The organism is Paenibacillus sp. FSL R7-0312, assembly GCF_038004445.1.
In the GTDB taxonomy this organism is placed as follows: domain Bacteria; phylum Bacillota; class Bacilli; order Paenibacillales; family Paenibacillaceae; genus Paenibacillus_AQ.
Map to the genome: position 1 here is coordinate 5,209,303 of NZ_JBBORE010000001.1, position 24,835 is coordinate 5,234,137.

The following is a 24,835-nucleotide window of genomic DNA, read 5'->3' on the forward strand; positions in this document are numbered from 1 at the left end:
AAAATCCTCCTGCTATGTACTTTACATTTGTTTTCAGTAAACTTCATTCAGCATACACAATTTTCGCAGGATGCACCATAGATTTGTGAAAATGCGTACGGCTCCGGTTACTCCTGTCACGCCCAGCCATGTGAAGCAAACCAGACACCATCCCTGAACTTGCTCCAGGCCTCCTGCACAAAAGGGATTACATTCTCCGGAAGATCATCCAGCGGGAACCAGCGCAGATCATCGCATTTATCCGGCTCGGTGTTGCAAATCTCACCGCTCCAATGCTCCGCTTTGAAGAAGAAATCAATCCGTTCATTTCCGGGAGTCCGGATATGCATCGCTCCGAGCATTTCAAGGTCTGATGGCGCGATGACAGCACCGCATTCTTCCCGGACTTCACGGATGGCGGCGGAGAACAACTCCTCACCTCCATCCAGCTTGCCCGCAGGCAGACCGTAATCCCCGTCATGATGTCCTGTGTTCAAGCGCCTCAGCAGCAATATTTGCCCATCTTTGATCAGAAATACATGGACTACACTCAACAACCGGAAAGGTTCCATTTGTTAATCCCTCCTGTATGATCAGCTAACCAAATAAAGAGAACATTAGTTTGCCTTTTTACAATCGACTATAGCATACTAGGCTGTACTTTGTCAGACGGAAAGAGTACTGTCTTCTTCATTGAATGCCAAAAAGCGGTAAGGTTGCCCTCACCGCCCGCTTGGCCCCTGCTACATTAACAGGAACAAATCATTTATACGTATTCTGCTCATTTTTCTTATAGGTCGTTTTGTCATCCCTCAGGGATTCCTTGCGGATGTCACTCTTCTTCTGTTCCATCTGCTGCGCTTCCTGGCTGGTGACCGGGTCCTGATCAAGCTCCTTGACGGTATTAACCAGGTTCTTATCCGGTGCTGTATATTCTTCCACTGTATTGCCTCCTCTAAGTAGTGTGCTACTCGGTTCGGTTTATTTTGGCAAAGATCGGTACAGAATATACACAGCATGGCAGAAGTAAAAAAGCGGACAAGCCTGAGAATGGGCTTGTCCGCTTAGCAAAGCAGCTTATTCTATTCTTCCGAATCCACGTTATGGTAGACCTGCTGCACATCGTCCAGTTCTTCAAGAGCGTCAATCAGCTTCTCGAACTGCGCCTGTGCATCTTCAGGCAGGGCCACATAATTCTGTGGAAGCAGAGTCAGCTCGGCTACGGTAAATTCCGTAATGCCTGCGCCGCGGAAAGCTTCCTGTACAGCGTGGAACTGGTCGGGTTCGGCATATACAATCACTGCTTCATCCTCTTCCAGCACATCACGGACATCCAGGTCTGCTTCAATCAGCAGCTCCATCACTTCATCCGCCGATTTGCCTTCTACACCGATTACAGCTGTCGGATCGAACATATACGTTACCGAACCGCTGACACCCATATTCCCGCCGTTCTTACTGAAGGTGGAGCGTACCAGCGGAGCTGTACGGTTGACGTTATTCGTCAGCGCATCGACCACGATCATCGAACCGCTTGGACCGAAGCCTTCATAACGGAGCTCCACGTAATTTTCGTCGCCGCTGCCTTTTGCTTTTTCGAGTGCACGGTCGATAATCGCCTTCGGCACATTATAGGTTTTGGCCCGTTCCAGAACAACCTTTAGTGCCCGGTTGGATTCCGGATCAGGTTCGCCCTTCTTAGCGACAACATAGATTTCTACACCGAACTTGGCGTAGACTTTACTTGTATTGGCATCCTTGGATGCTTTCTTTTCCTTAATATTATTCCACTTACGACCCATATCGTTACCGCTCGCTTTCCAACATTTGATTAAAAACAGTCCTGTATATTATACCTCTGTTCGATATATCCCGTAAAGGGCCGTCCGGCGCTCATTCATAAATCCAGTAAAGCCAGCATCCGGTCCGTCCCCGCAGCCTGAATAAGCATTGGCAGACGCGGGCCTTCATCCGCACTCAGAACCAGCTGATAGATGATGGTGAACAGCCTTTTTTGCTGAGTCCGCATTGTTTTTTTGTCTTCATGATGACAGATCGCGTAGATTTGAGTCATTCTCTGCGTTTCGTCCAGCTCACAGTTTCTTAGCAGGCCGCAGAGGGTGCGCAGCCATTTCAGTTCTGCCGCGTCCAGTGAATGATAATAGGCTAAGTTCGGCGAAGAATTGACCGTAATCAGCTTGTGCGGCATCCAGTTTCTGATCCAGTGCTCCGCCCGGTCCGCCGTCAGCAGCAGCTGATGCTCATCTGCCTTCTCCCCATTCTTGGTGAGAATATCCCGGAGCAGTTCCCGATCGAAGTTGATTAATGGCAGCAGACTGGACACCTGATTGAAGCTCGGGGACGTTCCGGTAGAGCCGCTTAGCAGCGATAATTCCAGCGCATCCGCAAGATCACCAGTTAATGCTCCGGTATGAACTCCAGCAGCATACCGCTCGAACTCCGCATAATTGCGCAGCACATCCTCATCCAGTCCAATATGAAAAGCAGCATTCGGCTGGTATTTGGCGAACAGGAACAGGATATTCTCCGGGGCATATATGTTCAGCAGATCATCGGGTGTGTAATTATGCCCGGAAGAGCTGGACATTTTGGAGTAACTGCCTTTAATGCTGATAAATTCATAGGGCTCATACATAGGCGGAGGGTTGCCGAAGATCCGCTCCGAGATTACTGCGGCCACATTATAGCTTCCGGTTTCAGACGAATGATCACGCCCTCCAGGCTCAAATACCACCTGCTCCATGTTCCAGCGCATCGGCCAGTCGATTTTCCAGTGCAGCTTCAGGTTGTCAGCCTCAGGAACACGAATGGTATCGGCATGACCGCACTTACAGCTATACACCACGGTCTCTGCGCTGTCGTCGAAGCTGTGAATCGTTGTCGCATCTTTTCCGCATCGTCTGCAGTATACACTTACCGGATAAAAAGCTGCCCGGTCTTCCGCAGAGCTCTCCCCTGTTTTGAACGACATCAGAATATCGTAGATCTCTTCCCGGTGGCGCAGGGCATGCAGGATAGCCGGATTATAGCGGTGTGACTGGTATTCCCGGCTCTGGTAGATGAATTCAGGCTCGATCTCAAACGCTTGCAGTGCCTGCTCAAACTCCGCCTCGAAATGTGCCGCGTACGAAGTATGGCAGCCATAGGGACAGGGAACCTGCGAATACGGCAGCCCTATATATTGTCCGAACGAAGGGTCCACAAGCTTCGGCACCTTCCGGAACCGGTCAAAGTCATCCCACGAGAAAATGAACCGTACCTCCTTCCCCGCCCGCCGCAGCGCTTTGGCTACAAACGAAGTGGTCACAATCTCGCGGAAATTTCCGATATGGACCGATCCGGACGGACTGATCCCCGATGCACATACAAAAGTCTGCCGCTCCGGATGGTTCACGATTAACTGGCTTGCTATTCTCTCTGCCCAATGCATGACAATCACCTCTACTGTTAGTATGGAGCTCATGTGGAGCCTGTTAGATTTGGCACGACGCCCGGCCGCCCGGGAACACAAAAAAGCTCCCGCCCTCAAGATTGTTATCTTGAGGACGAGAGCTTGAATAAGCTTCGTGGTACCACCTCTGTTCGCGGACCTATTGCTAATCTTCCGCCTCTTCGGGTACGGCCTTTACGCTTATACCCTATCTCTGTAACGGGAGATCCCGGCATAGCATCCTTGGGGCTGTGCCCAATTCCGTATGCAGCTCAGAGACTTTTTTCAGATCAGACGCTTCGCTGCCCCCTTTCACCACTCTGGAGCTCTCTGTGAACGCTGCCGCCTGCCTACTCTTCTCTTCATCGCTTGTGTGTATGTAAGTAATTATTTGCAAGTGTACTTCGGGAGGGAGGGTTCTGTCAATAACAAAGCATTAACCGGGAACAGTCCCTCCTTGGGAGATTCCCCCATTTCTTTTGCAAAAAAGAGAGCAGGTCACCCCTTCGGGCAAACCCGCCCTCTATGCAGCATATACCTTCTACTCCCAAACCTCATCCGCCGTCTCAATCACCAGCCGCAGCTTGTCCCACTGCTCTTCTTCGGTCAGGATATTCCCTTCCTCGGAGGAGGCGAAGCCGCATTGGGTGCTGAGACAGAGCTGATTAATATCCACATATTGTGACGCTTCTGCGATCCGGGCTTTGAGCTGCTCTTTGCTCTCCAGGCCGCCATGCTTCGTGGTCACCAGCCCCAGCACTACAAATTGGTTACGAATAAAGCGCAGCGGTTCGAAATCACCGGAACGTTCATTGTCATACTCCAGGAAGAACGCATCCACTTCGGCGCCAGCGAACAGCTCTTCGGCAACCGGCCCGTAGCCCCCGGCAGCAAACCAGGTCGAGCGGAGATTACCTCTGCACACATGCAGCGCAATCGTCATATCCGCAGGGCGGGCAGCGATGCTCTCATTAATCAGCCGGACATAGTCCTTCGCCAGCTGGTCGGGATCGACGCCTCTGCTGCGCAGATGCGCCCGGTGTTTGCCGCTGCAAAGTGTGCCCCACGTGGTATCATCGAGCTGCAGATACCGGCAGCCAGCATCGTAGAAGGCCTGTATCGCATCCCGGTACACCTGGATGATATCTCCATACAGCGTTGCGGAATCCGAGTAGACCTCGTTTCCGTTATAATCCTGCACGAAATGAAACAGCGCCGGTGAAGGAATGGTCATTTTGGCAAGCGTGACTCCGGCCATCTGCTGCAGACTGCTGAAGTCTGCCACCATAGGATGGTCGCCGAATGCGATTTTCCCGGTAATCTTGAAGCTCTCTGCCCGGTTCACCGGTTCCTTGGAGCTGCCGGCCGGCCCGAGCGTGATCTTCTGCGTCCCCTGGACCCCGAAGAAGAAATCAAGATGCCACCAGGAGCGGCGGAACTCGCCATCGGTTACGGCATGCAACCCCAGGGATTTCTGCTGCTGGAGCAGCTTGGCAATCTCTATGTTCTCAACCTCACGCAGTTCCCCGGCAGTCATGGTACCTTGGGCATACAGGCTGCGCGCTGCTTTGAGCGCCTCTGGCCGCAGGAAGCTTCCGACAATGTCATAGCGAAAGGGCGGTGCATTTCTTGTCGATCCGATAACTGGACTACTCATACGTCCCTCCTGCTGTTAAAGTAAGAATGACTCAAGCTCGAAATAATTATCCGACACCAGATCATTCAGAATGTTAATATACCCCGACATAATCTCGCTCGGTTTACGGTCCTTGTGGGCAATCCAGCCGACAGAGAACACCTCTTTGCTGTCAAAAGGAATAGTGACCAGTCCCGCATCATTCAGCTCAGAGGCCATTATCCCTGTGCCTACCGTATACGAATCACTTCCGAGCAGCAGATGAGTCAGTGTGGCGCGGTCGGTAACTTTAATATTCTTCTCAATCTGCGTGAAGCTAAGCATTTCCTCCGAGAAGTGCAGTGAGTTGTTATCCCCCTGCTCAAAAGTAATATAAGGAAACGCAAGAATATCATCAATAGTGATTCTCTCTTTGCCGGCCAGCACATGTCCTGCCCGCACATACACATGCGGATTCGTATTGAATAGCGGTGTAAACTTCAGGTTACCGTCGCTGAACAGCTTGTTCATTACCTTATAGTTACTCTCATTGATATACAGAATACCAATATCGCTGCGCAGGGTACGCACATCCTCAATAATCTCATAGGTCTGCGTCTCCCGCAGGCTGAAATTGTATTCCGCTATCTTACTCTCCTTCATCAGCTTCACAAATGCGTCCGTAACAAAAGCATAGTGCTGCGTGGATACCGAAAAGTAGATCGGACTGCGTTTCTTGCCGGTATAGCGGTTCTCCATAAACTCCGTTTGTTCAATAATCTGCCGGGCATAGCCCAGAAACTCCATGCCTTCCGCCGAGATGCTGATCCCCCGGTTGTTGCGTTCGAAGATTGTAATGCCAAGCTCGCTCTCCAGCTCCTTGATAGCATTCGAGAGGCTGGGCTGTGACACAAATAGCCTTTTGGCCGCTTCGTTCATAGAGCCGCTGTTCGCAATCTCAATTGCGTAGCGGAGCTGCTGCAATGTCAAACCTGTTCCCCCTCTGATCAAGGAATTCACCTATACTACAAATAAGAATTTAATAGTTATCCTATCACACCTTACCGCACCCAATCTACTAGGGATTATGCAGCGTGAAAAGCTGAAGTTATTGGGTCCGCTTCTTGCCCGCATCGATTTTGGACGGATCAAGTCCTTCCCAGATGTTCCTGATATCCGCCTGTCCGGGATCTTCAAACACCAGGAATGCCGTAGGCAGATAACGCTCCCCGTATTGTGAAGAAGGCTTGTTGAGAATCTCGTTGTCCTTCACCAGTACAGTGGATGAACCCCCGTCCAGATTGGCTGCGATTACCGCACCCTGCTTCAGCATAATCTGCTGCACATCATACAGATTCGCCCCGATGCTGTAGCCCGGCTGCCGCCCGTCGATGACCACGAAGATCAGCGCACCGTCCGCCCGTTGGCCCATAGCCGTTCTTGGGGCGATCCCCCAGCCTTCAGCGGCATTCTTGATCTGGCCTTTGCCGTTCACAATAATCCGCGGCTGAAAAGTCACCGCCTCCTGTACTCCCATCTTGCTCAGCTCATCTAACGTGTAGTTTCCGGCGATCATTTTGCCTTCTTTATCAAGACCCACAATCTGTGTAGACTTCTTGCCGCCAAGTCCGTTATAGTACAGCTTCCCTTGTGAGACGACCAGCCCGATCGGCTTGAAGCCATTGCCTTTCCAGTTCGGATCGGCGAAGCCCCCGCCGTTCACCCCGGCGATTGCCCCTGTCCGCGCCACCATACTGGATACCTTTTCCCCTGAACCAACCTTATCGGGTACACCCAGACGGACCTTCTTCGGATCATTCACAATCATCACATAACCGGCATACCCGCTGCCAGTAACCTTTTCAATTTCGACCAGCGGTTTATCCTCCGGGACCACGGGCTCCGGTTCAATCACATGGGTGTCTACCTCATTGCCCATCTCCTGAAACCGCTCTGTATATTCGCTGACGCGGTTCTTAAGCTCATCTTCGCCAATTATATATTTGGCCATATACCGGTGTTGTGTCGTAATCAGTGTATCGGCGATCAGATATCGGGTGTTCTGGGCAGACGGTGCAAGGTAGAGCCAGCCTCCGGCTATAATCATCAGGATGAGGCAGAACATAAATACTCTGAAGACTGTACGGAAAAAGCCCCTTTTCTTGCGCTTACGGGCCGGTTTTTTCTTCTTGCGGACAGTGGAACGTTGCGGTAATGATGAAGAATTCACTTCTAGATATCCTCCCTAAACAAGCCTTTTGTTGTATACTTCTATACACTCACATATCTCATAATAGAGCAATATAGAAGTTTAAAAGTTTCAGTTTGGTCAATTCTCTGTCCATTATCTGTTATTTTCTGCTCAAGGATAGGAATCAATCAGAATACAGCAAATAGAAATGTAGAAACTATCATACGTTATTTTGAAACCACGAAAGATATGATCAAGGGTTGAATTCTAAGCAAGGGAGTGCAGCTTCAATTGAATAAAACAGAGCGTCTTTTATCGATTGTGATGGAACTACAGCGAAGTAAATTGCAGACAGCTGATGAATTAGCAGCGGTCTTAGGGGTTAGTGTAAGAACGATCTATCGTGATATGCAGGCTCTGAGTGAAGCGGGAGTTCCCATCATCGGTGAGACTGGATTAGGATACTCCTTAATGGAAGGCTATTTTCTTCCACCCATCAGTTTTACCACAGAAGAGGCAGTATCACTTCTTCTTGGAGCTGAATTCATAGAGAAACGTTTTGATCCGACTTATCGCAATAGTGCCCGTTCTTCCCGCAGAAAAATAGAAGCCATTCTTTCCCGGCCCATGCGTGAAGAGACAACCCGAATCCAAGGGAGCATCCGGTTGCTTCAAAGGGATGAAAAGGTCATAATGGCCCGGGACAAAGTAAACTTGGGAATCATTCGTGAAGCCATGCTGGAGGGCAAGAAACTTCGTTTAACCTATCACAAGCGGGTGGCTGAAGCTGATGGGAACCGGGTAAATGTGCGAATTGTATCGCCATACGGATTAGCACATGATGAGCAGAATGGCTGGCTGTTACTTGCTTTCTGTGACCTAAGGGAGGATATTCGCCATTTCCGGGTCTCCCGGATCAGTGACCTTACCATGACTGAGGATACGTTTCAGACTCCCGATAACTTCAACCTTGAGTCCTACCGGCCGAAGGATACCCGTAGCGTACGGGTCTGCGCAATTTTTAATCCAAACATCACAGATAGAGTTGAAGAAGCCAATAACTATTATATGGAGACTGCCGAATCTAAAGAGGACGGTTACCATGTCACTTTTCGTGTCCACGAGCCGGAAGAATTGCTGAGCTGGATGCTTGGATGGGGGGCAGATGTAGTAGTCACTGAACCTGAATCCTTCAAAAACCGGATAAGAGAAGAAATCGAAAAAATGAAAGAACGCTACTGACATGCTGTTGGCAGTAGGGGGCTTGTATAATCAAGATATACGAATAGTGCATTGAAGATTTGCAAATGCTGATTTTGAGGCGATGGCGAGTCAGATGATTATTCTAATAACATAAACAGGAGGACATTATTATGTCAGCAATTGGACCCGACTTCATTTCACTACAAGTAAGCAATCTTGAAGGCTCTGCGGAATTCTATCAGAACTATCTCGGACTGGTCCGCTCCCAGGCGGGCCCACCTCATGCTGTGGTCTTTGATACCAAGCCCATTGCATTTGCCCTTCGTGATCTAATGCCTGGAATAGAACTCGGTACAGGCACTCAACCTGGACTTGGTGTCGCTCTATGGCTTCATGCCCCTGATACGCAAGAAATCCACGACAAGCTTATTGCAGCAGGCGTAAAGATTACATCCGCACCCATAGACGGCCCCTTCGGACGAACCTTTACATTTGCCGACCCGGACGGTTATCAGGTTACTCTTCATAGTAAAGGCTAATACGCAAAAGTATTCAGCTTAATAACTAGGGATAGGCTCCCCATATGGTAGACAGGTGAGATCATACAACCTGTCTACAGTATGGGGAGTTTTTTCATGTCGGCGAATTGTCAGGCTAAGTGGAACACCTTGTACGGCAAGGCTATTTCTCCAACTCATAGCGGGCCGCGATAATGCCCGACTTGAGCGTTCGGCTGGATAGCAGCTTGAGCCTGATTTTCTCACCGTCATCGTGGAATGCTGATTTCCCACTGCCCAAGATGACCGGACAAATCGAGTTTTCTCATGTTTGCTTCTCCTCCGATTTCGAATTTTCTTCAAAGACAACAATATTGTGCAAATCTGTTCGTTCGGAGCATCTCACGCCTTCCGGACAGCGGGGGAGTACAACACGTCAGCATGCATATGCTGAATTTCGGCCCAGTTGCGGGGATTGGTCGTATCTGGTATACCATGCTCCAGAATGTCCTGATATAGGGCAGTTTTTTGTTCCAGATGGGCTATATGCCGTTTGGCTTCTTCAAGCTTAATGAGCGCTGCTTCTTTATGCTTCATCATGAGTTCACTGCGTTGCGGAAGGGTCGAATCACCTTCGAGACAGAGATCAATGTATATTTTGATAACTTCAATCGGCATCCCGGATTGCTTGAGACATCTGACGCCATGCAGCCAGTTGATCGATTCTTCATCGAACAGCCGGATATTATTCTGGTTTCGCTGTACGCTGGGCACCAGCCCTTTATCCGTGTAATAGCGTACAGCGTGCTCAGTGAGTCCTGTAATCAGGGCGGCTTCTTTGACCGTATGCATGTGTGATCCTCCTTGAAAAAAATGATAAGACCGCTTGACTTCGTGTTACACGAAGGCGATAGGCTTATTGTAATGCAACTCGGATGGAAGTGTGGAATCCCCGCTTCAGTATCCTACTTGGGGATACGCACCGTTTGCTGTTGTACATCTGAATACTGGGAGGAATTATAATGCTAAACGTAACCTTAAACAATGGTGTGAAAATGCCGATCATCGGTTTTGGTGTCTACCAAATCCCGGATGCTGGAGAATGCGAGAACGCCGTATATGAAGCACTAATGGCTGGATACCGCCTCATTGACACAGCGGCCGGTTACCTCAACGAGGAAGCGGTTGGACGCGCAATTAAGCGTAGCGGCGTGAAGCGTGAGGAACTATTCATCACGACCAAGCTTTGGGTTCAGGATGCCGGCTATGAGAGTGCCAAGCTGGCGTTCGCCAAATCCTTGAATAAGCTGCAGCTCGACTATCTCGATCTATACCTTATTCACCAGCCGTTCGGGGATTACTACGGCGCTTGGCGTGCTATGGAAGAATTGTACCGCGATAACAAGATCAGGGCGATCGGTGTCAGCAACTTCCTGCCCGACCGTCTGATGGACCTCATTGTGCATAACGAAATCGTACCCGCTGTCAACCAGATCGAAACGCACCCGTTCTACCAGCAGGCCGAGAGCGCTGCTTTTATGAAAGATCAGGGCGTGCAGCACCAGTCGTGGGCGCCGTTTGCTGAAGGACTGGGCAACATGTTCGGCAACGAAGTCCTGGCCTCGATTGCAGAACAACACAACAAGTCCGTCGCCCAGGTCGTGCTGCGCTGGCTTGTTCAGCGTGGAATCGTTGTGATTCCAAAATCAGTGAGAAAAGAGCGGATCGCGGAGAACTTCAATATTTTCGATTTTGAGTTGAGCGCGGATGATATCGGACAAATTACCGCCCTCGATACGCGGGACAGTCTTTTCTTATCCTACCACGATCCGAAGTTCGTCAAGATGCTGGGCACCTTGAGGGTTGATCTGTAAACCTTGATCAAACCGTAAGCTCGTCACATCTTTATCTTTATCTTTATCAATGAAAAAAAGGGACAGGGCGGTCACACGGCCACTGTCCTTTTTTACAATACTTTATTTGCATAGTCTACAGCTCCAGCCTATCACCGGTGTCTGCCTACACCGCCTCCGCTGCTTGCACTGCCGCCTCCGCCGGCATTATTATCATCATCGTCATCATAGGAAGAATAACGCCCCGCTCCACCCCCATTGGTAGAACCGCCATCCCCCTCATTTTCATCCTGGTAAGAGGAATGGCGTCCTACTCCGCCACCGCTTGATGAACCGCCACCTCCCTCATTGCTACCCCAGAAGCTGCTCTGCGAACTGCTGTGATTCAAGGCTTCGTTACGATGCCGCTCATGCCGGCGGTGCCGCCGCTGCCGCATAGTAGAACCTGAGCCGAACCTGGTAACTAGACGGTTAATATTCTGCTGATTGAACGGATTAAGCCGTGATCCAAAACGGGCAATTAAACGGTTGCGGCCGGAAGCAGCAAGACTGAATATAGCAATGATTATCAGATACACTCCCATAATCTTTAATCCTGTAGATGCGCTGACGGGTTTCGGTTTGTCGTTAATATGCGATTTTACGGGTGATTGGGTTCCTGCTGCAGCGGTAGATTTGGAGCCCGCCGCCGCAGCCTCCAGGCTGGCATCTGCTCTGGCCAGGAAGAAGCTGTAGAAAGCGTTCGCCGTCCCGGTTGCCCCGCCTGCGTAATCCTTTGCGGCAAATTCCGGTTCAAGTACCGTGTCCAGTATTCCGCCAATGCGTTCATTGGTCAAAATTCCATCGATTGCCTTACCCTGAAGGACATGATAATTATCTCCGCCGATATCCAGCACCAGCATTACATCTTTAGGCCCTGCGGCTACGCCGGCGAACTTCGCATACGTATAATCCTGCAGGCTTTTATCACCGGAATTCTTGATTGTCACTACATAGATCCCGCTTCCGGTCGTTGCCGCATAACGGTTGCTGGACTGGTTCAGATAATCCTTCGTAACTTGTTTGAAGACCCCGGCATTATCCGATACATAGTTTTTGGTGCCGACAGTCTCCGAATAGATTCCGCCAAGCTCCTGAATTAATGAACCATAGGTTTTGCGCGCACCAGCGCTATAGTTCTTCGCCGCGAAATCCGGCTCCAGTGACTCCGATAGAATCCGGGATAACACCTTGTCGTTCAGCGTATCCTCCAGACCTTTGCCCGGAACCGCCCAGTAATCATCATCCTGGGTGGAGAGCAGCAGCAGAACTCCGTTATTCTTATCTGCCGAACCGACTCCCCATGCATTGAACAGCGAGGTCGCATACTCTTGCATCGATGTTCCGTTCGTAGTATTCACCGTCACCAGCACAACTTGAGCACCAGTCTGCTGATGCAGCTTCACGCCGTAATTGACCATATAATTCTCTGTCTTCTGATCGATTACGCCCGCGAAGTCATTCACATAAAAGGACTCCGAATGGGCGGGAACAGCTGCCTCCGTCCGGCTTGGCGCCAGCGGCAGCAGAAGCAGGATCATCAGAATAGTGATAAGCGCATTTTTTAAAGTTTTCTCATACATTAATACCCCTCCGGCTACTTATATCTCTACTATACTATATCGGTTAAGCTCACAATGGGATATAGTTCCATTCCCCTTATACTTATGTCCGAATCTAGTACATATTCAAAAGAGACTGCCCGGAGGTTACTCGTTATTAAATCTGTCCGGATGCGATCCAAAGCGCTGGTTGTTGTTCAGCGCATTAATGCGGCTGATTTCATCCTCTGACAGTTCGAAATCAAAGATATCGGCATTCGCGATAATCCGCTCTTCTTTGACCGACTTTGGAATCGTCACAATGCCGTTCTGCAGATCCCAGCGCAGGATGACCTGAGGCAGCGTTTTGTTATGGCGTGCCGCAATGTCAGCAATCACCTCATTGTCCAGCAGATGGCCTTGGGCCAGCGGAGCCCATGCTTCAATCTGAATGTCCTGCGCCCGGCAAAACTCACGAAGCTCAAGCTGGCTAAGCAGCGGATGCAGTTCCACCTGGTTAACCATCGGCTTCACCTTGGCTTCAGTTAAAAGATCTTCCAAATGATCTATCTGGAAGTTCGAGACACCGATCGCACGGACTTTTCCGTCTGCATACAGCTTCTCAAGTGCGCGCCAGGTGTCTTTATATTTGGCTCTAATCGGCCAGTGCACCAGATACAGATCCACATAATCCAATCCCAGTTTGCTGAGACTCAGGTCAAATGCCGCCAGCGTAGAATCGTACCCCTGATCGTTATTCCATACCTTGGTGGTGATGAACAGCTCGTCGCGGGCAATCCCGGATTCACGGATCGCCTGACCGACTCCCTCTTCATTACCATACACAGTTGCTGTATCAATGCTTCTGTATCCGGCCTTAATTGCTGCTTTGACAGAATCCACAACCTCTTGGCCTTCCTGGACCTTGAACACTCCCAGACCAAACCAAGGCATTTCTACACCGTTAGCTAACTTCGTTGCCGACTTTAGGTTCATCATTATCAGAGTACCACCCATCTATATGATTTGGATTGTTGCTAGAACAATGAGGCAGGGACCAGCTTGCGTCCGCCCTTAATCAGGGTTGAATCCAGTGCATCTCCTTTATCCCCGCCAAAATACAGCTGCCAGTACACACCGAAACGGATGCTGACGTCATTCTTCACCAGCTCCGGCGGCGTAACGATCAGCCACTGGAACTTCAGCGCCTTGGAAATCTCGAATACCGGATCAAGCACGTTATTGGAGACCATTTCACCGAACGGATTATCGTACAGGAAGACCGTCCAGCCTTTATTCTCCCGGTTGACGCGCTTGTGGGTCATAATCATCATCGCCACCAGCAGCTGAACCGACTGGCGTTGACCGCCGCTGCCGACGGCCTCATCCAGCGCCCCGCGGTTAATGACCTCCCAATCCGAGTAATGGTACTCTTCCGGTGCTGCGTAGAGGAAATAATTCTCGGTCACCGGTTTATATACCTGGAGCACCGGGAAGCGGTTCTGCAGCGCGGCATACACCATCCGCCCGTCATTAATCAGCTCTCTGACTACGGAAGCCGGAACCTGCTCGATCTTCGGGAACTTCTCTAGCAGGCTGCTGATGCAGCGGTTGAAATACTCACTGACCAGCGGTTCGATGTCATCTGTCGTTCTCGGAACGGTAATATTCTTGTAATTCAGCCGGACCAGGGGGAAGGCATGCCCGTTCTCATTATGAATGATCATCCGGCGTTCCATCCGCTTGAGAATGTCGGTAATCTGCACGACCCGCTTCGCGGCACGTCCTACCCACAGCTTACGCGACAGCTCCATATCTTCCTTGTCACTGCGGATACTCTCAATCTGATCACGTGAGCTCTGGAGCATCGAGTCCAGCACCTGCAGTGCAATCGAGAAATCATCCCAGTGAACTGTGTTCAGCCGGTCCTGAATTTTGGTCTCCAGCTCAACGTTCCATCCGGATTTGGCCAGTCTGCCGCTGAGCGTTGTCTTCTCTTCCTTGACCTTGCGCGAGATTTCCGCACGCTGACTGCGGCTCTCCTTGCTGCGCAGCAGCCAGTCTGCAACCAAGTGCTCACAGTTCTCCCGCACATCCAGCTGCACGTCCTCGGGCACATCCCGCAGCGGCATGCGGCTCTCCACATGGGTATCCATGACCTTGCTCTGATTGGAGAGAGTCTGCAGCCAAATATCCATTGAGGCAAGCGCCTGCTTGCTTGTATTCAGCAAATACTCATTCTCGCGGAAGCGCGCACTTAGCTCTTCTTCCTTCTGTACCAGTGGCTCATGCCAGAGCTCTACAGCACGCTCGTGCTTCTCCTTGATGGCCTTCTCGGCTTTGCCCAGCTCCTTCTGCAGGTTGTCCAGCTCTGCCATACAGCGGATGTAGGAATCGCGGATATGCTGATAATCCTCGTCCAGAATCGCCGTGTCACTCTTCTGCCGTGTTCTGGCCGACTGAATAACCTCCGGTGATTCATCCGGTTCGGGCGCAGACTGCCATCCGTCATCGACCTGATGTACTGCAGCTTCCAGTTCAACCAGCTGTTGTCCCGCCGCTTTGATCTGGGCAGCCCGTGTGCGGATTTCCAGCTCATTCTGGCTGAGGGACTGCTGCAGACTTTCCACGGTACTCAGCAGCTGCAGCAGCTTATCCTGTAATGCTTCATCCGGCACTGCTTCTTCCTGCACAGTATCTTGTGCAGCACCGCCATGTTCACTCGGGAAGTGAATCTCCGGGAACCAGTTTTGCAGCCGCGGGAACAAGGAATACTTAGCTTCTCCCAGCCACTTCTCCCGTTGCAGGGCGAGGCTGTCTATGTCCGCCTTCAGAAGTGCCAGATGCTGTTCCTTAACGGCAATCTCTTTGCTTAAGGCTGTCTTCAATTCAACTGACTTTTGTTTGTCCTTGTAATCCTGCTCCTGCTTCCGGCTACGCTCCGCCCATTCACGCAGCGCCGCTGCCCTGGCCTCATGCTCGGTTTTCTCGGCCTCACTGACAGCCAGATCTCTGGCTATTCCGGATATAGTCTCTTCATTAAGGGACATTTCAGCATTCAATTCATTTAGACTCTTGCCAAGCTCCTGCTGCCGGGTCTCTAATACCTGCTGTCTGGCCCGCAGACTTACGGTGTGTTCACCCTGGAGCAGACGGTCATACTCCTGTCTGGCTGATTTCAGCTTCGCCAGATACCCTTCCGCATCCTGCAGCTCTTCTTCCCGCTCTTTGAGCCGGGAGGCGATCCCTTGCTTCCAGTCCAGGAAACGCTCCGGCTGCAGCACCATCTGCGGCCCTTGATGGGTGAGCAGCAGGAATGAAGCTCCTGTGGCATCCGCCATTTCCTCACGCACGAAGACCGGGACAGGCGATTTGAGCAAAAGCTCCTGAAGCAGCTCAGGCTGAAGCTTAGCCGATTCACGCTTCGTTACAATCAGCCCGTAAGGCAGCAGCGGGTGACGTTCCAGCTCCTCTTCACGGACCAGGTAAGACTGGTCGTTTAGATATGCACTGCCGATCATGGAGCTGATCTTCAGGGCATCCAGGGCATCCTTCACTGTCAGGATATCATTATTAGGCAGCCAATAGGCTTCCTGCTGCAGCTCTACATCCAGCAATTGATTATAGTATTCCCGTCTGAGCCGCTTCGTCTGCAGCTCGGCATCATCCAGCCTGCGGATGAACCGTTCCTGAATAAGTGATTTGGCCTCGAACAATGCTGTCGTCCCGAGCTGCTGATGTTCTTCATACATTTCCAGCAGAACTACAAGCTGTGACCAGAGCTGTGATTCCTTGCCCATCTGAGCTTCAATCCGGTCCGTAAGCTCCTCCGCCTGGCTTGCAGCCCCCAGCAGCTTCTCAGTCAGCCGTGTATGTCTGGTATGCAGAGCAAGCTTCTCTTCTTCTGCGGATTTGCGCTGCTCGTTCAGGGCAACGATATTCTCGGTAATGCTTCTGGCTGCAATCATCGTGCGCTGAAGTGCGGCTGCCGGGGAATGGGCAGCCTCCTGCCCGTGGCGGGAAGCGAACACTCCCAGATCTTCGGTATACTGGCGGATGAGCGCCGTCAATTCATGAATCTTGCCCTCCAGTCCGCCGAGTTCAAGCAGGAATGCTTCCCGGCCTTTGCGCAGAACGGCCTCTTCTGCACCCAGAGCCTGCTGGCGGCCGCTGAAGAACAGAATTCGCGCTTGCCACAGCCGGTAGACCTCATCCCACTGCAGGCGAAGCTCCTGCTTGGCCGCTTGAATGACCTCTTGGCGCTCCTTCATCGCAAGGGAGCCTTCGATGGCTTCAATTTCCTTCTGCCACTGCTCCATCTGGCGGATCTGCAGTCTGCGTCTGGCTAGATAATGGGCAACCTCAAGAGCCTTTTCCTTGATCTTCGATTCCTCCAACCGCTGCTTAGCCCGTGCCTGATTATCCGAGACCGCTTTGAAATCATCCTGTTTGCGGTCACGCTCTTCCTTAAGCTTCAGATACTTCAGATTATCCGTCTCAAATTTCAGCTGCTTCGCTTCCTGATAATGCCCGGCCAGCTCATCCGCAGTTTTGCGGCGCTTGTCCTCGGCATTCTTCAGCTCATCATAGATCACCGTGTACAGCTGCCGCCCGAACAATTCGGTCTCCTGAAAGCTGCGGTCAGCCTCAGTCCCCTGCTTGACGGCCTCATAGAGCGGGGCGGCAAGTGAAGTGAATTCAGCAAAAGCCCGCTCTCTCTGCTCCAGCATCGGCAGCCTCTGTGCAACCGTAGCGGAATCTATGAACATCCGCTGAAGCGAGCCTTCATCCTCGCGCATGCTGCCGTTCAGACTGGACCCGATTTCCGGAATAATCAGCTTCTCGAACAGATTGTGGTTGGTAAAGGCGTCATTCTTCTGGAAATAGCCTTTAATTCCGCCCTCTTCACCGTTGATTCTCCGCATATTCCGCCATTCATCAATATGGATATCCCGGTCTGCCAGAAAAGCATAATATTTCTTAAGGTCCGAGCTGTGGCTGCCATACGCAACGATCTCATTACGCCGCTCACGGACAAATTGCTGAATCGCTTCAAAGCTGGCCGGAGTGTTCAGCTCGTGATCATAGAGCGGCAGAGTAGACAACGTAAGCTCCGCATTCTCATCATAATTGAGCAGCGCATAGAGCAGATAATCTACTTTGATCTCCAGCTGATCCATGGAGTTCTGGGCAGTCATTGCGATTCCGGTGGTTATGTATTCCGTCCGTTCCGGCTCGTCCAGCCGCCATTCGATGGCAACGTGGAACGTATAGGGCTTCAGCTGTTTTTTGTGATTATGGAAGAAGGCTTCTACCTGGTTCTCATTATCTTTACCCCAGGCCGCCTTGGGCATCAGCAGCTGGAATATCGACTGCAGCAGTACGCCCTTTCCCCCGCCGTTCATCAGCGTAATCAGCGTGTTGGACGGGCCTTCCTCATTGCACAGGTCGAGGATCATATCCTCATATTTCTTCAGCATCTTCTCATATTTAAGTCCGGCGATGCGGATTCGCTCAATGCGCGGCATGGGCTTCCTCCTCCTTCTCGCTGAGTGTCCGGCCAATCAGGGCCTTCAGCTCCTTATAGCGGTCCACATCATGATAGAGATAACGCATCCGCTCATACAGCTCTTCCCGGGGGAAAATCCGCTTCTCGTTCTCGGAGATGAACACCAGATGTTCTTCCTCCAGCAGCTTCATCCCCTCATGGATCAGGCCGATCCGTGAGCCGGCGCCGCGGGTCAGCGAATCGCCCTCCTCCTGGCTTTTGGTCTGCATATACAGGCTGCTCCATACTTTGTACATCGCCTGAATATCCAGCCGCCACTGCTTGCTGAAGCTGCCGTCTTCGTCCATGTCCATCCATGTCTGGAACAGGACGGATACCTGATCCGAGAGCTGTATGTAGGACATGCTGTCCTGACCCGGCTTGAAATGCTGTTCATCCTGATCCATCTCAGCCAGGAACACCAGAATAATTACGTTGATGATATGCAGATGCGTCTTGCGTTCGATGCGCGAATATTTATTGCGCAGCTGTGTGAAGTTGCTGGCAAAGCCGGAACCCATTGGACTCACGAGCAGGTGCAGACGATGCCCGGAGTTCATAATCCGGCAGCCGGCTTCTTTGGCTACATATTGTAAGGCATCATAAGCGACGGTATCCTGCAGGCATTCGGCCGCAGCGGGATCATCAAGTGATATCACCTTGCGGCGAAGCAGGTCGAAGAACAGCCGTGAAGCCTGTTGTACTTGCTCTAACGAATAACTCATGCTGAATCATCTCACTTCTCTACTATAGTAATGGTATAAGGACTGATCTCCAGACCGGGCCAGCGGATGCTGCCTTGCTGCCCGTTAGCAATCCTGGTCTGCAGCACTTTGCCCCGCAAGGTCTCAAGCTCCGGGTGGTCCGCAATCAGCCGCCCAATCAGCTTCTGACATTCATCGGCCCCGCCGTGACCTTCCACTTCCTGCTCCTGCACCTTAATTTCGGTATGGAAAAATTGAACCCACAGGTCCACCGCATTGGGGGTATCCGCCCAGCGCCGCTGTTCATCCTCAGAGAAAGCCTCTGCCGAGAATGTAAAGCTTCCCTGTTCTGCCAGTCCGGCGAAGACCGGCAGCCAAAGCTCAGATACCTCGGTCCACGGTATGCTTTTGGGGACATAGTGGAGTTCTTCCTCCTCCCCGGCTTCATCCGGGTCTTCCGGCAATTCGTCCGGCAGGAAGCCGACATCCTGCTCTTCCCAGGCCCAGGCCAGCGGATAAATGAAGTCTTGGCTGGGAGAGAATAGCCCGCTGATCAGAGTTTCCATGCTGTCTCCATCCGGCAACCCTTCCGGCTTCACCCATTCCTCCCAGACGTGGGTACGGAAGTTGAAGCCGGCGGCACCCCAGAACAGCTCGGGGAAGTTGAGCCTGAGATTGGTTTCCGCTTCAAAAATGCTAAGTACCACTTCGGCAAGCTCATCATGCACCCGACGGGAGAGTTCGACCCGCTCGGAGAGCAGGCGCAGCTCATTGAAGTCGATGACATCCTTCTCATCATTGGCCAGCCGGGCCAGCGAGCGGTGAATATTATCGAAATGCTTGCGTTCTTCGTCAAATTGCTGATGAATCTCCTCCAGCCGCTGGTGCCGCTGAGCGCCATATTCGCTGAAGATATGCTTCGGATTACGGCGTAGCGCATTGCGGTATTCCTGCTGCTGCTGGGTCATCTTCCGCACCCGGGAGATCAGCTCGTTCACATCCTGCATCGCCCGGGTTACCCGTCCATGCTTGATATGCATCTGAATCTCGAGCAGCTTGATGCTGATTTGAAATTCGTCAATGATCTCATGGCTCATGAAGATCAGCTCCATCGCATATTCGGAGAGCCGGTAGATTGTGGTCCCGTTCTCTTCCCAGCTGGTACGGGTGGCATCTTCATCCACTGAGAAATATTTGTATTTCTGCACCGCCATCTGACGGGACTGATCATCATAATAGTTCGCCTCGAAATCCCCGCCGCCTCCGCTCCACAGTAGCCCGTCCACCAGCCGTTCCACCGATTCCGGACTGCCAAGCTTCGCGATGCCGAAGCGTTCAAGCGAGCTCCAGGTCAGCTGGACCAGATCCTCCCTGGATCTCTGTTCATTCGATTCCAGCTCCAGATAATAGATCTGCAGCAGCACGCTTAGAGCAATCATTTCCTTATAAGGCTGAAGCTCGCCGAGATTCATGCCTGCCCCCAGACTCCATAGGGGATTCAGCCGTTTATTCCGTTCTCCAAAATCATTCCAGTTCATGCTCCAGCCAACCTCGCCATCACTTCATAATTTACCTCACAACATAACATAAACCCACATCTGCCCCGAAGGGTGAAGTATGGGCTAAGATCACGATAAACGATATATTGGGGAATGTATGTTTCTATCCTCAGTTCTTTCTATTATATCAATGTTTCTCAGATATGGCTATTTGCAAAAAAATAATAGAGGGGCCCGCAATGGGACCCCTCTAAGCTTCGCTTGGGCACCCGGATGGATGCAGCTACTTATACTTCACATTCAACAAATAATCAAGATTAGCCTTCACCGCCGGCCACTCGTCATCAATGATACTGTACAGCGCATTGTCCATAACCATGCCGTCAGAAGTGAGGCGGTGCTTGCGCAGCACGCCTTCCCGGACAGCACCAATCCGTTCAACCGCCCGCTGTGACCGGAGGTTGCTACTGACAATAGAGAAGTTAACACGGATTAATCCGAGCGCCTCGAAGCAGTACTGCAGAAGCAGCGACTTCGACTCCGTGTTCACTGCGGTTCTCCAGTAATCCGGCGAAATCCAGGTGCAGCCGATCTCAGCATTGCGGTGTGTCCGGTCCAGATGCATGATCCGCGTAGTGCCGGCAATTCGGCCGGAAGCCTGCTCAATGATGACAAAAGGCATATCCGTACCTTTAGCCTTGTTCACCAATGCCGCGTCAATCAATTGCCCTACCTGCTCTTCTGTACTGATTCTTCTCCAGGTGTATTCCCAGATCAGCGGATCGTTCAGCACCTTAACCAGCTCCGGCTTATGCTCTTCCATGAGGGGCACAAGCCTGATCACGCTGCCCTCCAGTTGCTCAGCATTCTTCGAAATCATATCAGCCCTCCTGAACTTTGACTACCTATTCTTCGACTACCTATTAATGAAGCAATTTATTTCCGATCAGCGATTTGGCCGGCCAGCAGCTGAATGAATTCCTGCACGCTGAGCGGTATTTGTGTACTCTCCGCACGGCCCCGAACGGAAACAGTACCGTTGTTCTGTTCTTGATCTCCAAGTACGAGCATATAAGGCACTTTCTCCAGCTGTGCTTCACGGATTTTGTAGCCCAGCTTCTCATCCCGCACATCCATCTCAACCCGCAGTCCGGCAGCCTGCAGCTGCTCTTTAACCTCGAAGGCATAATCAGCATGAACCCCGGATACAGGCAGCAGCTTGACTTGCACGGGAGACAGCCATAGCGGAAAAGCTCCGCTGAAGTGCTCTGTAAGAATGCCCATGAACCGGTCAATGGAGCCGAATACAGCACGGTGAATGACTACCGGACGGTGTTTTACGTTATCTTCACCAATATAAGTCAGATCGAACTTCTCCGGCATTTGGAAATCCAGCTGGATTGTACCGCATTGCCAGCTTCTTTTCAAGGCATCAAGGACATGGAAATCGATCTTAGGCCCGTAAAAAGCGCCATCCCCCTCGTTCACCCGATACAGGGTCCCGTTATTCTTCAGCACGCGTTCGAGCGACAGCTCCGCCTGATCCCAGAGTTCTTCAGCCCCCATATAATCATCCGGACGTGTGGACAGCTCCACCTTGTACTCGAAACCGAATACTTTGTACATCTGATCAATGAGCTCCAGCACCCGGCTAATTTCATCCTCAATCTGTTCCGGCAGGACAAACAGGTGGGCATCATCCTGGCAAAACGTGCGGACACGCATCATACCATTCAGCGCCCCTGAGAATTCATGGCGGTGGACCTGGCCATATTCAGCAATCCGGATCGGCAGCTCACGGTAGGAACGAAGGCTGTTCTTGTAGATCAGCATATGTCCGGGGCAGTTCATCGGTTTGAGCGCAAAATCTGTTTCATCTACTTTTGTGAAATACATCTCGTCTTTATAATGATCCCAGTGTCCGGACTGCTCCCATAGCCTTCTGTTCATCATCAGGGGTGAACGGACCTCATCGTAGCCGCTGGACCTCTGTAATTCACGCGAGAAGTTCTCCAGCTCTGTACGGATAAGCATCCCTTTCGGCAGATAGAACGGCATACCCGGCGCTTCTTCGGAGAACATGAACAACCCAAGTTCCTTGCCCAGCTTGCGGTGATCACGCTTCTTCGCTTCCTCCAGCATGTGGAGATGCTCCTCCAGCTGGGATTTCTTGAAGAATGAAGTTCCGTAGATCCGCTGGAGCACCTGATTATCTGAATCCCCGCGCCAGTAGGCTCCCGCTACGCTAAGCAGCTTGTAGGCCTTGATCCGGCCAGTAGACGGCAAATGCGGCCCCCGGCACAGATCAGTGAATTCACCTTGCTCATACAAGCTGATCACTGCATCCTCCGGCAGGTCACGGAGCAGTTCAAGCTTAAGGGGCTCCTCCAGCTGCCGGAACCGTTCCATCGCTTCACTTCTGCTGACAACCCGGCGCAGAATCGGCAGATTTTCTCCGATTATCTTCTCCATTTCCCGCTCAATCGCACTCAAATCTTCCACGGACAACGGACGTGCTATATCAATATCGTAATAGAATCCATCCTCTATGACCGGACCGATACCCAATTTAACATTCTGATCCCCGTAGATCCGTTTGACAGCCTGGGCCATCAGATGAGCTGTACTATGTCTGTGGATCATTAGACCCTCACTGCTGTCCGCCATTATAATTTCAACGAGGCTATCCTGTTCAACCGGGTGATCAAGGTCAACGAGCCTGCCGTCGATTCTACCGGCTACCGCATTCTTCTTCAGACTTGCACTGATTGACTCCGCAACCTGCGCAACTGTGGTGTTACGCGAATACCTCCTATTTGTTCCATCCGGCAGTTTCACTTGAATCTCCATGATTGTGGCCTCCATTTCTTCAGGTTTCTGTTAGTGTGATTTGAACGCAAAAAAACGCATCTCATCCCGGAAAGGGACGAGTGCGTCTAAGCTCGTGGTTCCACCCTAATTCGACTATGTATTCACGGACCCCCGGCTGTTCGGCGGAAACGTGATAAGCACAATCCTCATGGCATCCGTTAACGGGGATGGGTCGGTGGCATTTACAGCCTCACTAACAGCAGGAGGGTTCAGTGTCACGGCTGCAAAGGGGTAACATCCGGCTGGTCTCTGTAAGAAGCTCTCACCTTGCACTTCTCTCTCTGGTCAGTCCTGGGAGGATATCCTGTCTCTGGTCATTGCCTTAGATATGGTGTTGCTGGTTACATAATACTGAATGCCTTCGCTAAAAGTCAATACCTCAATGTAAAAATAGTTGTATGCCGCTGCCCCCCCCGGCAATCTATCCGTTACTATCATTCACTTGAAATCCGTGAAATAATCTTACCCGTTTCTTCAACCGTAGGAGCAATATAATCCGCTCCGGCAGCTGATAATTCCTCCTCCGAACCGTAGCCGAATAACACGCCAATGGAGGGCACACCGCAGGCCTTCGCCCCGATAATATCATGCTCCCTGTCCCCGATCATCAGCGCCTGTGCGGCAGGAATATCATTCTGATCCAGCACATACTGGATCACCTCGCGCTTCTTCGAGCGTGTCCCGTCCAGATTGCTGCCAGCGGTGAACCTGAAGAAGTGATCCAGCTTGTAATGGCGGAGAATTTCCTCAGCAAAGACCGTGGGCTTGGATGTCGCCACATACAGGCTGAACCCCTGATTCCGCAGGTTCTCCAGTAACTCCGGAACCCCTGGGATCACATTGTTCTCGAACATGCCTAGCGTCCGGTAACGCTCCCGGTAGAAGTCCACGCCCTGCAGGGCAGCTTCATGTGTCAGACCCTGGATGTGAACAAAAGAATCATAGAGCGGCGGCCCGATATACGGGATCAGCAGGTCGGGATGCTCCACCCCGATCCCTAACTTATGCAGTGCATATTCCACGCATTTGGTGATGCCTTCTTTGGGGTCGGTTAATGTGCCGTCCAGATCAAATAAAATATGATGCAACGCGTCCTTCACTTCCGTTCGTGCTCCCTTCCTGTTTAACTTTTATCCATCATACCTTCCTTTCTTCATACTTTCCACACACTTATCTACTAACATCACTATGTAAGCTATATTTGAATTTGGAGGATGTAACATGAACATGACGCATTATATGTCCCTGCTGGCGGACAATCAGCCATGGAATCTGATTCTTTTTATGGCGATTCCCGTGATTTTTGCCGAGACGATAACGGTTACGGAGTTTATTATTCTGTTCACCAAGAAGCTGAACGGGCCGCTCCGAGCGTTCAACCGGGTATGTAGTATTCTTGCCGGACTCTATTTCACCGGAGTTTTCCTGTACTTGTTCCCTACCGCCTTCATTCCGCTCACCGCAAATGGTGAATGGCACACCTGGGTGGATGTAGTTGCGGTAAGCTTTTATCTGAGCGGAGTCATCTTCCTGCTGCCTCTGGCCCTGCTGGATCTCGGTCTCATCGCCCGCAAACGCAGTGAAGAGAGCAAGCTTAAGCTGCATTTCCTGCTGATCAGCGGCTTCCTCGTTGTTGCCCACATCGCCATGATCTTCGGGATGGTGAACCCGGAAATTATGGGCGGAATGGCTGGCATGAGCCACTAAGAGTTGAGTCACTTAAGTTTATAAAAGATTGACAGGTGTCCGGGGAGGCTATAGAAATAGCTGCCCGGGCGCCTTTTGGTTTTCATTACGCACAAACCCCTCAGAATGAAATCGCCTCTCAGCTATCCGAAGCATGT

General features: G+C 51.4%; 20 protein-coding genes. 4 read left to right on the forward strand and 16 right to left on the reverse strand.

The genetic code is table 11. The annotated features are described in order from the left end of the window. Positions 1-116: 116 nt before the first annotated feature. From MKX70_RS22670 to MKX70_RS22700, 7 genes are all read right to left on the reverse strand, one after another. Positions 117-551: an NUDIX hydrolase gene (locus MKX70_RS22670; RefSeq protein WP_042236323.1), complete on the reverse strand. Its 435-nt coding sequence runs from the start codon at positions 549-551 to the stop codon at positions 117-119. A 190-nt stretch (positions 552-741) separates the two neighbouring features. Then, the gene (locus MKX70_RS22675) at positions 742-921 is read right to left on the reverse strand and encodes a hypothetical protein (protein ID WP_042236321.1); all 180 of its coding nucleotides are present in this window, start codon (positions 919-921) and stop codon (positions 742-744) included. 140 nt (positions 922-1,061) lie between these two features. Next, positions 1,062-1,781, reverse strand: a complete 720-nt coding sequence (locus tag MKX70_RS22680; RefSeq protein WP_042236318.1) for a YebC/PmpR family DNA-binding transcriptional regulator — start codon at positions 1,779-1,781, stop codon at positions 1,062-1,064. A gap of 95 nt (positions 1,782-1,876) precedes the next feature. Continuing rightward, positions 1,877-3,430, reverse strand: a complete 1,554-nt coding sequence (gene lysS, locus MKX70_RS22685; protein WP_042236316.1) for a lysine--tRNA ligase — start codon at positions 3,428-3,430, stop codon at positions 1,877-1,879. A gap of 541 nt (positions 3,431-3,971) precedes the next feature. After that, a complete protein-coding gene (locus MKX70_RS22690) occupies positions 3,972-5,087 on the reverse strand; it encodes a 5-methyltetrahydropteroyltriglutamate--homocysteine S-methyltransferase (protein ID WP_340840782.1) in 1,116 nt (371 codons plus the stop codon). Positions 5,088-5,102: 15 nt separating this feature from the next. Then, complete coding sequence (locus tag MKX70_RS22695) at positions 5,103-6,035, reverse strand: LysR family transcriptional regulator (RefSeq protein ID WP_039291538.1); 933 nt, start codon at positions 6,033-6,035, stop codon at positions 5,103-5,105. A 118-nt stretch (positions 6,036-6,153) separates the two neighbouring features. After that, on the reverse strand, positions 6,154-7,275 hold the full coding sequence (locus tag MKX70_RS22700; RefSeq protein ID WP_340840783.1) for a phosphodiester glycosidase family protein: 1,122 nt from the start codon (positions 7,273-7,275) through the stop codon (positions 6,154-6,156). A 252-nt stretch (positions 7,276-7,527) separates the two neighbouring features. Between MKX70_RS22700 and MKX70_RS22705 the strand changes: the two genes are divergently transcribed. Then, positions 7,528-8,478: a helix-turn-helix transcriptional regulator gene (locus MKX70_RS22705; RefSeq protein ID WP_340840784.1), complete on the forward strand. Its 951-nt coding sequence runs from the start codon at positions 7,528-7,530 to the stop codon at positions 8,476-8,478. A 131-nt stretch (positions 8,479-8,609) separates the two neighbouring features. Continuing rightward, positions 8,610-8,978 (forward strand): VOC family protein, encoded by a 369-nt coding sequence (locus MKX70_RS22710; RefSeq protein ID WP_042236306.1) that lies wholly within the window; start codon positions 8,610-8,612, stop codon positions 8,976-8,978. A gap of 360 nt (positions 8,979-9,338) precedes the next feature. Here the strand turns inward: MKX70_RS22710 and MKX70_RS22715 are convergent, their stop codons facing one another. Then, entirely contained in the window at positions 9,339-9,788 is a 450-nt protein-coding gene (locus tag MKX70_RS22715; RefSeq protein ID WP_340786353.1) for a MerR family transcriptional regulator, read from the reverse strand. A 170-nt stretch (positions 9,789-9,958) separates the two neighbouring features. Here MKX70_RS22715 and MKX70_RS22720 point away from each other — a divergent pair, with 170 nt between their 5' ends. Further along, complete coding sequence (locus MKX70_RS22720) at positions 9,959-10,810, forward strand: aldo/keto reductase (protein WP_340840785.1); 852 nt, start codon at positions 9,959-9,961, stop codon at positions 10,808-10,810. Between the two features lie 131 nt (positions 10,811-10,941). Here the strand turns inward: MKX70_RS22720 and MKX70_RS22725 are convergent, their stop codons facing one another. The 8 genes from MKX70_RS22725 to MKX70_RS22760 form a co-directional block, all read right to left on the reverse strand. Continuing rightward, the gene (locus MKX70_RS22725) at positions 10,942-12,411 is read right to left on the reverse strand and encodes a TPM domain-containing protein (RefSeq protein WP_340840786.1); all 1,470 of its coding nucleotides are present in this window, start codon (positions 12,409-12,411) and stop codon (positions 10,942-10,944) included. A gap of 126 nt (positions 12,412-12,537) precedes the next feature. Further along, positions 12,538-13,368, reverse strand: a complete 831-nt coding sequence (locus MKX70_RS22730; RefSeq protein WP_340840787.1) for an aldo/keto reductase — start codon at positions 13,366-13,368, stop codon at positions 12,538-12,540. A gap of 38 nt (positions 13,369-13,406) precedes the next feature. Then, the gene (locus tag MKX70_RS22735; RefSeq protein WP_340840789.1) at positions 13,407-17,897 is read right to left on the reverse strand and encodes a hypothetical protein; all 4,491 of its coding nucleotides are present in this window, start codon (positions 17,895-17,897) and stop codon (positions 13,407-13,409) included. Next, complete coding sequence (locus MKX70_RS22740; RefSeq protein ID WP_340786367.1) at positions 17,884-18,642, reverse strand: DUF6063 family protein; 759 nt, start codon at positions 18,640-18,642, stop codon at positions 17,884-17,886. Before MKX70_RS22740 ends, MKX70_RS22735 begins: the two co-directional genes overlap by 14 nt. An 11-nt stretch (positions 18,643-18,653) precedes the next feature. Further along, a complete protein-coding gene (locus MKX70_RS22745) occupies positions 18,654-20,159 on the reverse strand; it encodes a hypothetical protein (RefSeq protein WP_340840790.1) in 1,506 nt (501 codons plus the stop codon). Between the two features lie 244 nt (positions 20,160-20,403). After that, positions 20,404-21,000 (reverse strand): GNAT family N-acetyltransferase, encoded by a 597-nt coding sequence (locus MKX70_RS22750; RefSeq protein ID WP_042236294.1) that lies wholly within the window; start codon positions 20,998-21,000, stop codon positions 20,404-20,406. Positions 21,001-21,056: 56 nt separating this feature from the next. Next, positions 21,057-22,970 carry a threonine--tRNA ligase gene (gene thrS / locus MKX70_RS22755; RefSeq protein ID WP_340840791.1) on the reverse strand — a complete coding sequence of 638 codons (1,914 nt, stop codon included), beginning with the start codon at positions 22,968-22,970 and terminating at the stop codon, positions 21,057-21,059. Between the two features lie 455 nt (positions 22,971-23,425). Then, positions 23,426-24,091 carry an HAD family hydrolase gene (locus tag MKX70_RS22760; RefSeq protein WP_340840792.1) on the reverse strand — a complete coding sequence of 222 codons (666 nt, stop codon included), beginning with the start codon at positions 24,089-24,091 and terminating at the stop codon, positions 23,426-23,428. 121 nt (positions 24,092-24,212) lie between these two features. On the opposite strand from MKX70_RS22760, the gene MKX70_RS22765 reads away from it, so the two are divergent. Then, the gene (locus tag MKX70_RS22765) at positions 24,213-24,698 is read left to right on the forward strand and encodes a DUF6803 family protein (RefSeq protein WP_039291493.1); all 486 of its coding nucleotides are present in this window, start codon (positions 24,213-24,215) and stop codon (positions 24,696-24,698) included. Positions 24,699-24,835 lie beyond the last annotated feature (137 nt).